This window comes from Archangium violaceum Cb vi76, from assembly GCF_000733295.1.
Classification (GTDB): Bacteria; Myxococcota; Myxococcia; order Myxococcales; family Myxococcaceae; genus Archangium; species Archangium violaceum.
In genome coordinates this window covers 19,328-32,540 of sequence record NZ_JPMI01000168.1, presented here as the reverse complement: position 1 = coordinate 32,540, position 13,213 = coordinate 19,328, and the positions used below count along the sequence as shown (strand labels likewise).

Sequence of the window (13,213 nt, the reverse complement as noted above, 5' to 3'; positions counted from 1 at the left end):
CGCCAGCGCTCGGTCGCGGGCGGGAGGGTCTTCACCCATGGGCAGCGCCGGCATGTCCATTCTCAGGCTTACCTTCCTCGGCACCTCGGCCGCTCAGCCGACGTTGCACCGCAACCTGTCAGGGCTCGCGGTGAAGGCGGACTCGGATCTGCTCCTCTTCGACTGTGGCGAGGGCAGCCAGCGGCAGATGGTCCGCTTCGGCACCGGCTTCACCGTGGATGCCGTCTTCTTCACCCACTTCCACGCCGACCACTACCTGGGAATCATCGGCTTCCTCCGGACCCTGGGAATGATGGGCCGGGAGACGCCCGTGCTGCTCTACGGCCCTCCCCCGGCGCGGCGGCTGCTGAACCAGGCGGTGCACCTGGGCGTGGAGCAGCTGTCCTTCAACGTGGAGTTCCACGAGCTGCGCGACGGCGACAAGGTGGAGCGGCGCGGCTACAGCGTGCAGGCCGTGGCGGTGGACCATCGCATCAACGCGCTCGGCTACGTGCTGCAGGAGGACGAGCGCCCGGGCAAGTTCAACCTGGAGAAGGCCAGGGCCATGGGGATTCCCTCGGGGCCCGTCTACGGCCAGCTCCAGCGCGGCGAGACGGTGACGCTGCCGGACGGACGCACCATCCGTCCCGACGAGGTGGTGGGCGACACGCGGCCCGGGCGGCGGCTCGTCATCTCCGGCGACACCCGGCCCTGCCAGTCCCTGGTGCGCGCGGCGAAGGACGCGGACCTGCTCATCCACGAGTCCACCTTCTCCGACGACGAGCAGGCGCGCGCCCAGGAGACGCGGCACTCGACGGCCCGCGAGGCGGCCCAGGTGGCACGGGACGCGGGCGCCAAGCGGCTCATCCTCACGCACCTGTCCAGCCGCCATGACACCGACCCCTCGCGGCTGCTCTCCCAGGCGCGCGAGGAGTACAAGGGGCCCGTCGAGGTCGCCTACGACGGGCTCACCGTGGAGCTGCCCCTGCGCGACTGAGCGCGGCGGGGGCGGCCCTTCCTGCTTGCCCCTTCCTACTTGATGGTGCTCTCGGCCTCCGCGCGCAGCGCCTTGGCCGCGTCGGGGTCGATGCGCTGCAGCAGCTCCCACTCCATCTCCATGTCCCGCACCAGGTTGGTGGTGTCCGTGCCGAGGTTCTGGCGCTGGCCGGAGCGCGAATCCACCGGGCCCGGGCCGGACTCGACGCGGTTCTGCTTGAAGATCTCCACCTTGCACATGGCCGGGCTCGGCTGCTTGCCGCGCACCAGGTAGCGCACGTAGTTGGTGCCCAGCGTCGAGGGCGCGCCCACCATGTGCCAGTCGGTGGCGATCTCGAAGGCACCCGGGGCCTCGCGCAGCGGCAGGTCCTTCTCCTTCAACAGCATCCGTACCTGCGGCCACACCTCGGCGATGGGCTTGCGGTACACGTACTGGGCCGCCTTGTCCTGGATGTAGGCCTCGCGGCGGCTGGCCGCGCATCCAGTGGCGAGCGTGGTGACGGCGAGCAGCACCAACGACAGGGACCACGGCGAGCGCATGGACGGCTTCATTCGGTTCTCCCCCACGGGTTGATGAGGAGTCGATTTGAAGCACGGCCCCTCCCTGGCGCCAAGCCGCCTCGGGGGCAACACGGCTCCGAGCCAACCATGCAACTGGCCTGAAACACAGCAGCTCGCCTGGAACCCACCCGGGGAGCCGCGAGGGCCCGGCACCCGGGTACACTCCCCGCCCATGAAGGACGGGCCCCTCCGCCGTGTCATCAAACGGCTCGCGCTGGTGCGCTACACCCTCGACCTGGGCTTCACACGGCTGGTGCTGCGGGCCCGGGGAGAGCCGCGCTACCGGCTCAAGGGCTCCTGCAACGGCTGCGGCCGGTGCTGCGAAACGCCCGTCATCCCCGTGAGCCGGCCCGTGTTCTTCCTGCGCTCGCTGCGCTGGCTCACGCTGACGTGGCACCGCGTCGTCAACGGCTTCGAGTTCGTGAGCGACGACCGGCGCCTCAAGCTCTTCGTCTTCCGCTGCACGCACTACGATCCGGTGACGAAGCAGTGTGACTCCTACGACAGCCGGCCGGGCATGTGCCGGGACTACCCGCGCAACCTCGTCTACGAGGCGCTGCCGGAGTTCTTCCCCGAGTGCGGCTACTCGGCCTCGTACAAGAAGAGCGAGCAGATGAGGCAGGCCCTGTTGAAGGCCCACCTCCCGCCGGAGAAGTACGCGGAGCTGGTGCGCAAGCTCCACCTCGAGGAGTGAGGCCGGTGCCCGTCACGCCGGGGGCCGAGGCTCTTCCTGGGCCTCCGGATGGGCCCGCGGCGCCTGGTGCCAGCGCGCCTCCGCGTCCGTCATGGGCCGCCCCGCGGAGAAGTGCTCGAGGAGGAGCGCCGCCACCTTCTCCGGGGCCTCCATCGGCACGAAGTGGCCCTCCTCGGGCAGGTAGTGCACCGCGGGCTTCCGCTCGAAGTACGGCTCCAACCCCCGCGTGAGCTGCTTGCGCAGGGCGGTGTCCCGCTCGCCCCAGATGAGCAGGAAGGGCGCGCGGATGCGCGGGTAGGGCCTCGACCCGAACAGGCGGCGCGGGTCCAGGGCGCGGCGGAACGCCACGCGGTAGTAGTCGATGGCCGCGCGCGCCGCCTCGCGGCTGGAGAAGTTCGCCTCGTACTCCGCCAGCCGCCCCGGGGGGACGCGTGAAGGGTCCACCATCCACTGGCGCAACATGCGCGGCACCAGGGCTCCCCCCCGCGCGGAGAGCAGGAGCTCGGGCAGGAAGGGCAACTGGAAGAAGAAGATGTACCAGGAGCGCACCAGCTGGCCGGGCTTCCAGATCTCCCGTGTCATCCGCTCCGGATGAGGGGCATTGACCACGACCAACCGCTCCACCACCTCCGGGTGCATGGCGGCCACGTGGTAGGCGATGGCCCCGCCCCAGTCGTGGCCCACGAGGTACACGGGCCTGTCCGGTTGCAGGTGCCTCGCCAGCTGGACGACATCGCCCGCCAGCGTGTCGAGGTCATAACCGTCCGCGGGCCGGTCCGTGCCGCCATAGCCGCGCAGGTCCGGCGCCACGGCGCGGAAGCCCGCCTCGGCCAGCCGGGGCAGCACCTCGCGCCAGCTCTCGGACAGCTCGGGGAAACCATGGAGCAGGAGCACCAGCGGCCCATGGGCGGGGCCCGCCTCCAACACCTGCATGCGCAGACCCGGCAAGGAAACGAGGCGAGGGGTGATGGGATTCATGGGGCACAGAGCTAGGGTCGTCCCCTATCGTGAGGAAGCGGCCTCGGGGCGGGGACGTCAGGCGCCGTACAGGCCCGAAGCGCTCCCCCCTCCCCCACCGCTCCACCGTGGACATCTTGGAGCCGTCCGATGATTCCCCTCAGCGACGACAACCCCACACTCCGCACTCCGGTGGTGACCTACCTGCTGCTCGCGGTCATCGGCGCCACCTGGGTGCTCGTGCAGGGGGCCGGCCTGAACATGCTGGCCCTGGTCTCCAGCGTGTGCGACCTCGGGCTCGTCCCGGGGGAGCTCACCGGACAGGCCCCGCCAGGCTTCCGGGTCCGCCTGGGGCCGGGCCTCGACTGCGTGGTGGACAACGACCCCATCAACCGATTCACCCCCATCACCTCCATGTTCCTCCACGGGGGCTGGGGCCACCTCGTGGGCAACTGCCTCTTCTTCTGGGTGTTCGGCAACAACGTCGAGGACAGCATGGGCCGGCTGCGCTTCCTCGTCTTCTACCTGGTCTGCGGCCTGGCGGCGGCGGCGGCGCAGGTGGTGGTGGACCCCTCCTCCCCCATCCCCATGGTGGGAGCCTCGGGCGCCATCTCCGGCATCATGGGGGCCTACCTCATCCTCTACCCGCGCGTGCGGGTGAACATGCTCTTCATCTTCTTCATCATCTTCCGCATCATCCCCCTGCCCGCCTGGGCGGTGCTGCTGTGGTGGTTCGGCTTGCAGCTCCTCACCGGCCTGCCCCAGCTCAACCGGCTCCAGGCAGAGGGAGGCGTCGCCGTGTGGGCCCACGTGGGTGGCTTCGTCGCGGGGGTGGTGCTGGTGAAGCTCTTCGAGAATCATGCGCTCACGGCGCAGCGCAGCCGGTGGCGGCATCGGCTGCATCCGGACCATCCGTGAAGCAAGCGGGCGTCGCGGGAGCAGCGGCGCCGGGAACAGCGACGGCAGGACGACGGTTCGCGTGCGCGTCAGGGGCACGCGGTTTGCTCAGTGACTCGAGTAGGGCTTCGAATCCGTGAGGGTGTGGCACCATGCGTTGGGGGAGGCTGTTCCGGTCTTGCATTCCGCGGCACCCGGCGTTCGCGCTGGGGCTGCTGGCCATGTTGCTGGTGGACTCGCCCCGCGGCGCATCCGCACAGTCCGAGACGGATCCTTTGATGACAAACGGTCCCCAGACCCTCACGCTGCGTGTGCCGCCCCTGCAGACGGTGAACGAGGAGGAGGTGCTGCGCGTCACGGTGCAGGTGGAGGGCGCGCAGGGCGCCACCCGCGTCTTCGTGGACGGGCTGCCGCCGGGAGCGCAGTGGGACGAGGCCGCTCGCACGCTCACCTTCCGGCCGGACTTCATCCAGGGGGGATGGCGTCACGAGGTGAGGTTCACCGCCCAGGACAGCCGGGCCACGGCGCAGACGCGGATGACGATCGCCGTGCGCGACACGGTGCGCCCGCCCGAGCCGCGCATCCTCCAGAGCGAGGAGTTGCACGGCACGCTGCGCCTGACGCTGGAGCAGCCCACGGACGCGTGGCTGGACAGTCCCGGGTACGCCGGGCGCACCTTCGCCGCGGTGGTGTCGGTGCCGCTGTCGGCCTCGGCCGGCTACCCCATGCCGGTGACGGTGCGGCTGCACGGCGTGGGCAACTGGCCCCCGCCCACCCAGGTGTCCCCGGACCGTTTCGTCATCGAGCCGAGTGACCCGAACCTCACGTACTGGTGGGGCTACTCCGAGAGCCTGCCCCGGAGCCAGACGCTGGCGGGGGCGGTACCGCCGTACACCGCGCGCCGGGTGCTGGCGCTGCTGGAGTGGGTGCTGCGCAGCTACCCGGGAGCCGACCCCGAGCGCGTCTTCGTGGAGGGAGACTCCATGGGCGGCGCGGGCGCGCTGGCGCTCGGCCTGCTGGAGTCCCGGCACTTCGCGGGGGTGTTCGCCCGGCACGCGCAGCCGGTGGCGCGGGCCCACCGTCCCTGGCGGCTGGCGCAGCTCTCCTCGCTGTGGGGCATGCCCGAGGAGGAGGTGCCGGACACGGACGGCATTGGCGTCTGGAGCCGGCTGGACCTGACGCGCGCCCTGCGCGACGAGCCCGGAGCGCGCTCGCAATTCCTCTTCCTGGAGCACGGCAAGGACGATCCCATCATCCACTTCGGCTCCGTGGTGGGGCCCAGCAGCCTCACCGGCGAGTCCTTCTACGGGATGCTGCAGTCCCAGCACATCGGCCATGTCGCCGTCTGGGACGAGGGCGGCCACGTGGAGGCGGACCCCTGGCTGGGCCCGCGCTGGTGGACCCGGGGCTGGAACCCGCGCTCGGACGCGCAGACCTTGCTGCGGCGAGACCTGGCCTTCCCGGCCTTCAGCCGCTCCACGTGGGACGGCAACCCGGGCATGGCCGGCAACGGGCGCCAGCCCTGGCGCAACGACTCCGGCTACGCGGGAGACCCGAAGGTGGCCGGAGACACGGGCTGGGATGGAGACGTGGCGGGCATGCTCAACCGCTCGCTGCGCTGGGACACCCTCCAGCTCGTGGACACGCACGGGCGCTTCGTCCTGCCGCTGCGCGCGGTGATTGGCCCGGGTGTCACCGACTCGCCCGTGGTGGACGTGACGCCCCGGCGCATGCAGCGCTTCCGGTGCCTGCCCGGCGAGCGCATCCGCTGGACCTTCGGCACGGCCAGCGGCACCGTCACCGCCGCCTCGGATGGCTCCATCACCGTGCCCCACCTGCGCCTGGGCGCGGACTGGGTGCCGCTGGTGCTCGAGCGCACCTGAGCTACTTCGTGTCGCGGGCCTGGGCCGCGGGGCCCTCCTTCACCAGGAGGTAGCCGCGGTTCTCCACGCTGTCCGGCGTGCGCGTAGTTGAAGTCCACCTCGTGCTTGCTGCGCTCCAGCCGCTTGATGGACTCGGGCTCGGTGAAGGACACGAGCGCCGCCGGAACCGTGGTGGCCTCCCTGGCCAGGGCGGTGAGCGGCGACACGAGAGCGATGCCTCCGCCGAGGAGCAGCAGCGAGCTACGGAGCGTCTTCATGGTGCCTCCCAGCTCGCCACGGGCCTCCACCCGGAAAGAACACTCCCCCCAAGCCGGCTTGACTACAGCCGTAGTCACCGCTACCTTGCTTCTTGACGACACTTGTAGTCACGCAGGTGAGGGGCATGAAGAAGCCAGTAGGAGACCAGGAGTTGGTGGTGCTGCGCTGGGTGGCGGAGCACGGGCCCGCCACCGTGGGCGAGGTGGCGGAGAAGTTCGGCGAGCCGCAGGGGCTGGCGCGCTCCACCATCCTCACGGTGATGGAGCGGCTGCGCGTGAAGGGGCACCTCACGCGGCGCAAGGTGGAGGGCGTCTACCAGTACAGCTCGAGCGTGCCGCTGGCGGAGCTGCTGCGCGGCGTGGTGGGGGACTTCGTGAAGAAGTCGCTGGCGGGCTCGCTCTCGCCCTTCGCCACGTGGCTGTCCCAGGCCGACGAGGTCAGTGACGAGGAGCTGCGGCAACTGGAAGAGGCCGTGGCCCGGCTCAAGTCGAAGAAGGAGGGGGAGGAATGAGCGCCCTGGACATGCACGTGGTGATGGAGCACGGGCCGGGAGTGCTGCGCACGCTGTGGCAGGTGACGTGGCAGGGGGCGCTCTGCGCGTTGGCCGTGTGGGCGCTCACGCGGCTGCTGCCGAGACTGCCCGCGTCCGTGCGCACCACGCTGTGGTGGTTCGTGGCCCTCAAGTGTCTGGTGGGCCTGTGCGCGCCCGGCCCGGTGCGCCTGCCCCTGCTGCCCGCGCCCGAGGCGTCCGTGGCCGTCGTGCGGACGGCGGCCCCGGCCGAGCCCCTTGGCGAGCCCACGCCGGTGGTGCGCGCCCCGGAGCCCACCGACACGCGCACGGACTGGCGCCCCCTGCTGCTGATGGGCGCCCTGGTGGTGTGGCTCGGAGGCATCGCCTGGCAGGGCCGGGAGCTGCTGCGCGGGCTCGTGCAGTTGCGCCGCATCCGGCGGGAGGCCCGTCCCCTGGAGGACGCCTCGCTGCACCAGGCGGCGGAGGTGCTCGGGCGCGAGCTGGGCCTCCAGCGCGTCCCCCGGCTGCTCGTCTCCGAGCATGCGCCGAGCCCACTCGCGATCGGCCTCCTTCGCCCCGAGGTCATCCTCCCGCGCCGCGCGCTGGAGACCCTGTCTCCACAGGAGCAGCGCATGGCGCTGGCGCACGAGCTCGCCCACGTGAAGCGCGGAGACCTGTGGCTCGGCTGGGTGCCGACGCTCGCGCAGGTGGCGCTCTTCTTCCATCCGCTCGTGCGGCGCGCGTGCCGGGAGTACGCGCTCGCCCGGGAGGAGGCCTGTGATGCCGCCGCGCTCCAGGCCACCGGGGCAGGGCCCCGTGAGTACGGCCGTCTTCTCCTCGTCTTTGGTGTCGCCCGCGCTCCGGCTGCCGCGGCGGCACCTGGTGCCTCGTCACACCTCGCAGCCCTGAAACGGAGGATCGCCATGCTGGAACACGCTGGAACCGACTCGAAGCAGCGTTCTCGTTGGCTTCACTGGACCCTGGGAGGCCTCGCCCTGGTGGCGCTCGTGCCCTTCCAGGTGGTGGCCCGCGAGACGCCCACCACCACACCCCGGCTCGCCCTCGCGGCACCTCCGGTCCCGCCCAAGCCTCCCGTACCCCCGAGCGCGGCGGTGGCTCACGAGGAGATGGACGACGACATGTTCGCCTATGTCCTCCTGCGCTCGGCCAACGACGCGACGATGGCGGGCTCGACGAGGGATCTGCGGAGGGCGCGCTCGCTCGCGGGCAATGGGCCGCTGCCCGTCCTCTACATGCGCCAGGACGAGCAGGAGTACCTCGTCCGGGACGCGGCGACGCTGAAGGCCTTCGAGAGCACCTTCGCGCCCGTGGAGGAGATCGGCAAGAAGCAGTCGGCGCTGGGCGAGAAGATGTCCGAGTTCGGCGAGAAGATGTCCGAGCTCGGCGGGAAGATGGGCGAGCTCGGCGGCAAGCAGGGCGAGGTGGGCGGGAGGATGGGTGAGCTCGGCGGCAAGCAGGGCGTGCTCGGCGCGAGGATGGGAGAGATTGGACGGAAGCAGGCGGAGCTCGACCGCGCGCAGGACCGCTACGAGCAGGAGCACGGCAAGAAGTCCCCGGAGCTCGCGCAGCAGCTGGAGCAACTGGAGCGTGAGGAGGACGCCCTCGACGAGCAGATGGATGAGATCGGCCGGCAGATGGACGAGATCGGCCGCGAGATGGACAAGTACAGCGCACCCATGGATGAGCTGGGCCGTGAGATGGAGAAGTACAACGCGCCCATGAATGAGCTGGGCCGGCAGATGGAAGTGCTCGGCGAGCAGATGGAGAAGGCCCACCGCGAGGCCCAAACCCAGGCGCGGGCCCTGTTGGATGACGCGGTGCGGAAGGGCACCGCCGAGCCCGTGAAGCGTTGAGTGGTTTGCCAGGAATCCCTGCCCATTGATACACATTTCAATTGCTGGCATGAATTCCCACGCACACCTGTTATCCGCTTCTTCGCGTGGCTTGAGCCGCAAAAGAACACTACAAAGCCCTTGAAAGACTATCGTCGACTCCTTCACAATGCGTGATGTCTTCACACTTCCTGTGAAGGCAGAGGGGGCTCGATGTATGGAAGACACGCACGGTCCTTGGCCGTGCTGGTGGGTGTTTGTCTGACTTCTTGCGGTGTCTCCGAACAGGAAGAAACGAAAGGGATTGAGCCGGATGCACCGCCATCCGTGCTCGCACCTCCGGGCGAAGGCCCATTGCAAGACAGGTTCAATCCTTCGCAACCCTGGGAACCACCCACCCCTGACGGAGTGCGGAGCCTGATCCCCACGGAACAACGGCTCGCCCCCCATGAGGCATGGGCCGGGGGAGATGGGCTGGGATTCGCCACCGCCACCGCCACCGCGAGCGGGGGCAGCGTCGACCTGAGGCCCAATGTCCTCCGGGGCAAGGGCCGGCTGACGAACACCAACCCCGACATCCTGGCGATGCTGGCGGCGGACCCGTGGCACTCCAATGGCTACGCGAGTGTCTCCAGCACCAGCCCCAGTGGCTACAGCGCCAACACCTACAACGTCACCCACACCAGCCCCACCGAGCTTACCTTCGAGATGTTGGTAGAAGCCGCGGCGGGAGGAGAGGACGGCGTCGTCTACAACGTCTCGGCCTACCGGGGGACCTGGTACTACTACTTCCCGACCGTCTCGGGCGTGAGGGTCAAGCCCCGCAACATCCAGCCGGGGCCGACGGAGGTGGAGCTCACGGGGTGTGTGGGCGTCGTGCAGTTCCAGCTCGGCACGGACGAGACCTGCGCGGCGAGCCCGGACTGGGCGAAGAACGCCTGGGTCAGCGGCGTCAACACCTTCACGTACGGCGGCCGCATCACGACCTACGTACAACCGGGCTCGAGCGGAAGCGGGAACCTCTACTACACCGTCAACACCAGTGGCGGAGCGGTGCAGACCTGGGTGCCGGTGGAGTGGAAGAACGTCAAGTGTGACGAGGTCGTCCGCATCTGCAAGGTGCCCCATATCCCCGACCCGCCGGCCCCGCCTCCTCCGCCTGTCTATGGCGACATCACCGGGCCCTTCGAGATCTCCGGCGAGCCGCTCACGTATTACAGGTACATCCGGGCCCTCTATGGACCATCCGACCTCAGCCAGTCGGTCTACGGCGCGAACGTGACGGCGCCCATGGGAGACCCCACCAAATGGTGGAAGGTGTCCAACCTGCGCGCGGGCGTCTACGACATGTTCGCGGACTCCCACGTGCGGCAGGGCCGCCAATTCACCATGTTCCGTGTGCCCTGGCTCGCATCCTCGACGCCCGGTGGCCGCATCACCGTGGTCGGCGACCAGACGAGCTCGTTGACCAGGGTCATCAACGGAGAGACCCGCTATCCCTTCGTCATGAAGCCGTCCTACTTCTACGGCTCGGTGCGCCTGGCGGACCCGTACGTGCCGCTCCACCCCGGCTCCACCAGCACGCTGCAGACGCTCTATTTCGAGGGCGACCACGACAGCAACGGCGATGGCATCCCCAATGATACCTATATCGACGAGACGCGGATGTATGCGTACTCGGGGAGCGGTTATTCGCTGAGCGGCTTCCCGGGCACGTTCCAGCCGGGCACCGGCGAGTTCGCCTCCAACTACGAGCAGGTGCTGCCCAATCCGTATGACCTGCCCCATAGCTGGAGCCAATCCTCGATGAGGCTGCGCTTCTGGTCCGAGGGCGCCTCCTTCTCCACCCGGCCCGGCCTGTATGACCCCAACCGGTTCCGCAACGGCGTGCTCGAGTTTTCACCCAACGTGACCCGGACGAAGCTGATGGCCCCGGAGGATCGGTTCCGCATCGACCACGAGTACTGCTTCAACGAGGTGCAGCTCTTCTACCGGACGGACCTGGGACGCTTCTACAACCCCACGGCCACCGTGTCGGGCTCCTTCAACGGCACCGACTGGCAGGGCAAGAGCATTTCCTACTCGGCCGGCGGCACCTTCTACGGAGACCCCTACGTCAATGGCTACGGCTCGCCCCAGAGCTACGCGCAGACCACGGGCCTGCTGTCCATGACGCTTCCGCAGGGCAACTTCACGGTGAGCCCGAGCGCCCAGATGGTGAACGCGGCCGGCGACGTGAACACCGCCAACTTCGCGCCCATCAGCGTGGCCCTGGGATGCGGGCAGCGGCTGAAGCTCGTTCCCCCGCTGTCGGTGATCATCAACCCCATCAACCGCTGTGCCTCGGGTGCGAGCGCCCCCGTCAGCGGCGTGGTGAAGAGCTCCCCGGCCGAGGTGGATCGCATCTGGTATCAAATCAACGACGGGCCCGAGGTGCAGCTGTGCACGAACTGCGGCAAGGACCCGACCTTCTCCTTCGACGCGGCGCTGCAGTCCTGCGAGAACACGGTGAAGGTGTTCGCCTACAGCGCGGGCCTGCCGGAGCCGGCCACGGGCTCGCAGCAGGTGGTGTGGGATGACCCGGTGGACGGCCCGAGCTGCCCGGGCACCTACTGCCTCAACCGCCCGCCGGTGGCGCGCTGCAAGAGCGTGACGGTGGCCGCCGACGAGGAGTGCACGGGCGGGTGCGGCTCGGTGAATGACGGCTCGTACGACCCGGACACGGGGGACAGCATCACCTGCACGCAGACGCCGGACTGCCCGTTCGGCATGGGCACGCAGCGGGTGACGCTCACCTGCACGGACAAGGCGGGCAACGCCTCCTCCTGCGAGGCCACCGTCACGGTGAAGGACATGGTGGCGCCCACCATCTCCTGCCCGGACGAGCAGGTGCTCGCGTGCACCGCGGGAGGCGCGAAGGCCAGCTTCACGCCCACGGCCAGCGACCGGTGCGGCGGTGTCATCACCGCGTGCTCGCCGGCCTCCGGCACCACGTTCCCCGTGGGCACGACGGCCACGGTGTGCACCGCCTTCGACGAGGCAGGCAACCGGGCGAGCTGCTCCTTCGGCGTGACGGTGCGTGACGAGGAGCCGCCCGAGGTGACGTGCCCCGAGCCCTCCTCCTACGAGTGCGATGCCAGCAATGCCGTGGTACCGCCCGAGGCCACCGCCACGGATGTCTGCAAGCTGAAGAGCGTGACGCCCTCGTCCACGTCCTTCCCGCTGGGCACCTCGACCGTCACCTACACGGCCACGGACATGGCGGGCCTCCAGGCCACCTGCTCCACCACCGTCACCGTGACGGACACGAAGCCCCCGCTGCTGACGCTCAACGGAGAGGACACCGTCTCCCTCGAGTGCGGCATCGACACCTACACAGACCTGGGCGCCTCGGCCTCGGACGTGTGCGCCGGGGACCTGAGCTCCCAGGTGACGGTGTCCGGCACCGTGAATCCCAACATCCCGGGCAGCTACACCCTCGCCTACTCGGTGAAGGACGCGGCGGGCCTGGAGGCCACGGCCACGCGCGTGGTGGAAGTGGTGAAGGGCCCCACCAACTGCTGCGCGCCCAACGCGGGCCACTTCCAGCCCACCGGAGGCACCCACACCCTGCACCTGCAGCACACGTCCACCGTGCTGGCGGACGGCCGGGTGCTGATGCTCGGCGGCTGGAGCTGGGCGCCCTCGGCGGAGCTGTACTCGCCGGCCACGGGCACCTGGACCCCCACGGGCAGCCCCCACACCAACCACCGCCTCCACACGGCCACGCTGCTGGCGGATGGCTCGGTGCTGGTGGCGGGCGGTGACGGCGCCAGCGCGAGCACCTCGGCGGAGCTGTACGACCCCGCCACGGGCACCTGGAGCGCCACGGGCAACATGGTGACGTACCGCCGCGAGCACCGGGCGGTGGCGCTGACGGACGGCCGGGTGCTGGTGATGGGTGGCACGACCAGCTCCGGTACGCTGCTGGCCTCGGCCGAGGTGTACAACCCGCTCACCGGTTCGTGGAGCGCCACGGGCGGCATGGCCACGGCGCGCCGGGCCTTCACCGCCACCCTGCTGGAGGATGGCCGGGTGCTGGTGGCCGGGGGCCTCACCGACAACGGCGACGAGTGCACGGGCACCAACTGCCTGGTGGGCGCGGAGCTGTACGACCCGGCCACGGGCACGTGGACGAGCGCTGGCACCCTGGGCACGGCACGTGGATTCCACGCGGCCGCGCTGCTGCCCAACGGCAAGGTGCTGGTGTCGGGCGGAGGCAAGGACGGCGCGCAGAGCAACGCCGCCGAGCTGTATGACCCGGCCACGGGCGCGTGGATGAGCACCGGCGAGATGCTCTCTCCCCGGCGGCGCCACTCGCTGACGTTGCTGCCCAACGGGCTGGTGCTGGCGGTGGGCGGCTACGACGCCTCCACGGGCATCCACTCCTCCGCGGAGCTGTACAACCCGCTGACGGGCACGTGGTGCACCACGGGCGCCATGGGCCAGAACCGCTACGAGCACACGGCCTCGCTGCTGCCGGGAGGCAAGGTGCTCATCACCGCGGGCTTCAGCACCGCCAGCCAGTACACGGCCGAGCTGTACGACTTCGGCGGGTAGTGGCGGCGGAGGCTGAACGGCCTCG

At 69.8% G+C, this 13,213-nt stretch carries 9 protein-coding genes; 7 read left to right on the top strand and 2 right to left on the bottom strand.

Annotation, left to right across the window (positions count from 1 at the left end; all coding sequences use genetic code 11):
* Positions 1 to 52 precede the first annotated feature (52 nt).
* Positions 53 to 976 (top strand): ribonuclease Z, encoded by a 924-nt coding sequence (gene rnz, locus Q664_RS24815; protein WP_043400681.1) that lies wholly within the window; start codon positions 53 to 55, stop codon positions 974 to 976.
* Positions 977 to 1,011: 35 nt separating this feature from the next.
* On the opposite strand, the gene Q664_RS24810 is transcribed toward rnz, so the two are convergent.
* Positions 1,012 to 1,527, bottom strand: a complete 516-nt coding sequence (locus tag Q664_RS24810) for a hypothetical protein (protein WP_043400601.1) — start codon at positions 1,525 to 1,527, stop codon at positions 1,012 to 1,014.
* Positions 1,528 to 1,708: 181 nt separating this feature from the next.
* Between Q664_RS24810 and Q664_RS24805 the strand changes: the two genes are divergently transcribed.
* Positions 1,709 to 2,230: a YkgJ family cysteine cluster protein gene (locus tag Q664_RS24805; protein WP_043400597.1), complete on the top strand. Its 522-nt coding sequence runs from the start codon at positions 1,709 to 1,711 to the stop codon at positions 2,228 to 2,230.
* Between the two features lie 12 nt (positions 2,231 to 2,242).
* Here Q664_RS24805 and Q664_RS24800 read toward each other — a convergent pair whose 3' ends face one another.
* The gene (locus Q664_RS24800) at positions 2,243 to 3,208 is read right to left on the bottom strand and encodes an alpha/beta fold hydrolase (RefSeq protein ID WP_084610346.1); all 966 of its coding nucleotides are present in this window, start codon (positions 3,206 to 3,208) and stop codon (positions 2,243 to 2,245) included.
* 129 nt (positions 3,209 to 3,337) lie between these two features.
* On the opposite strand from Q664_RS24800, the gene Q664_RS24795 reads away from it, so the two are divergent.
* The 5 genes from Q664_RS24795 to Q664_RS52610 all read left to right on the top strand — a co-directional run bounded on the left by Q664_RS24795 (position 3,338) and on the right by Q664_RS52610 (position 13,188).
* Positions 3,338 to 4,105 (top strand): rhomboid family intramembrane serine protease, encoded by a 768-nt coding sequence (locus Q664_RS24795; RefSeq protein WP_043400594.1) that lies wholly within the window; start codon positions 3,338 to 3,340, stop codon positions 4,103 to 4,105.
* Positions 4,106 to 4,362: 257 nt separating this feature from the next.
* Positions 4,363 to 5,967 (top strand): hypothetical protein, encoded by a 1,605-nt coding sequence (locus Q664_RS24790; RefSeq protein WP_152622323.1) that lies wholly within the window; start codon positions 4,363 to 4,365, stop codon positions 5,965 to 5,967.
* A gap of 382 nt (positions 5,968 to 6,349) precedes the next feature.
* Positions 6,350 to 6,736, top strand: coding sequence for a BlaI/MecI/CopY family transcriptional regulator (locus Q664_RS24785; protein ID WP_043400590.1), 387 nt, complete (start codon positions 6,350 to 6,352; stop codon positions 6,734 to 6,736).
* On the top strand, positions 6,733 to 8,610 hold the full coding sequence (locus tag Q664_RS24780; RefSeq protein WP_052518625.1) for a M56 family metallopeptidase: 1,878 nt from the start codon (positions 6,733 to 6,735) through the stop codon (positions 8,608 to 8,610). The genes Q664_RS24785 and Q664_RS24780 overlap by 4 nt, the downstream gene beginning before the upstream one ends.
* A 387-nt stretch (positions 8,611 to 8,997) precedes the next feature.
* On the top strand, positions 8,998 to 13,188 hold the full coding sequence (locus tag Q664_RS52610) for an HYR domain-containing protein (RefSeq protein ID WP_052518624.1): 4,191 nt from the start codon (positions 8,998 to 9,000) through the stop codon (positions 13,186 to 13,188).
* Positions 13,189 to 13,213: the final 25 nt, after the last annotated feature.

Coding starts and splice junctions, on each gene's coding strand:
- Q664_RS24780 (WP_052518625.1), top strand. CDS start 6,733: ATGAGCGCCCTGGACATGCACGTGGTGATGGAGCACGGGCCGGGAGTG.
- Q664_RS24810 (WP_043400601.1), bottom strand. CDS start 1,527: ATGAAGCCGTCCATGCGCTCGCCGTGGTCCCTGTCGTTGGTGCTGCTC.
- Q664_RS24800 (WP_084610346.1), bottom strand. CDS start 3,208: ATGAATCCCATCACCCCTCGCCTCGTTTCCTTGCCGGGTCTGCGCATG.
- Q664_RS24790 (WP_152622323.1), top strand. CDS start 4,363: ATGACAAACGGTCCCCAGACCCTCACGCTGCGTGTGCCGCCCCTGCAG.
- Q664_RS24795 (WP_043400594.1), top strand. CDS start 3,338: ATGATTCCCCTCAGCGACGACAACCCCACACTCCGCACTCCGGTGGTG.
- Q664_RS24805 (WP_043400597.1), top strand. CDS start 1,709: ATGAAGGACGGGCCCCTCCGCCGTGTCATCAAACGGCTCGCGCTGGTG.
- Q664_RS24785 (WP_043400590.1), top strand. CDS start 6,350: ATGAAGAAGCCAGTAGGAGACCAGGAGTTGGTGGTGCTGCGCTGGGTG.
- rnz (WP_043400681.1), top strand. CDS start 53: ATGTCCATTCTCAGGCTTACCTTCCTCGGCACCTCGGCCGCTCAGCCG.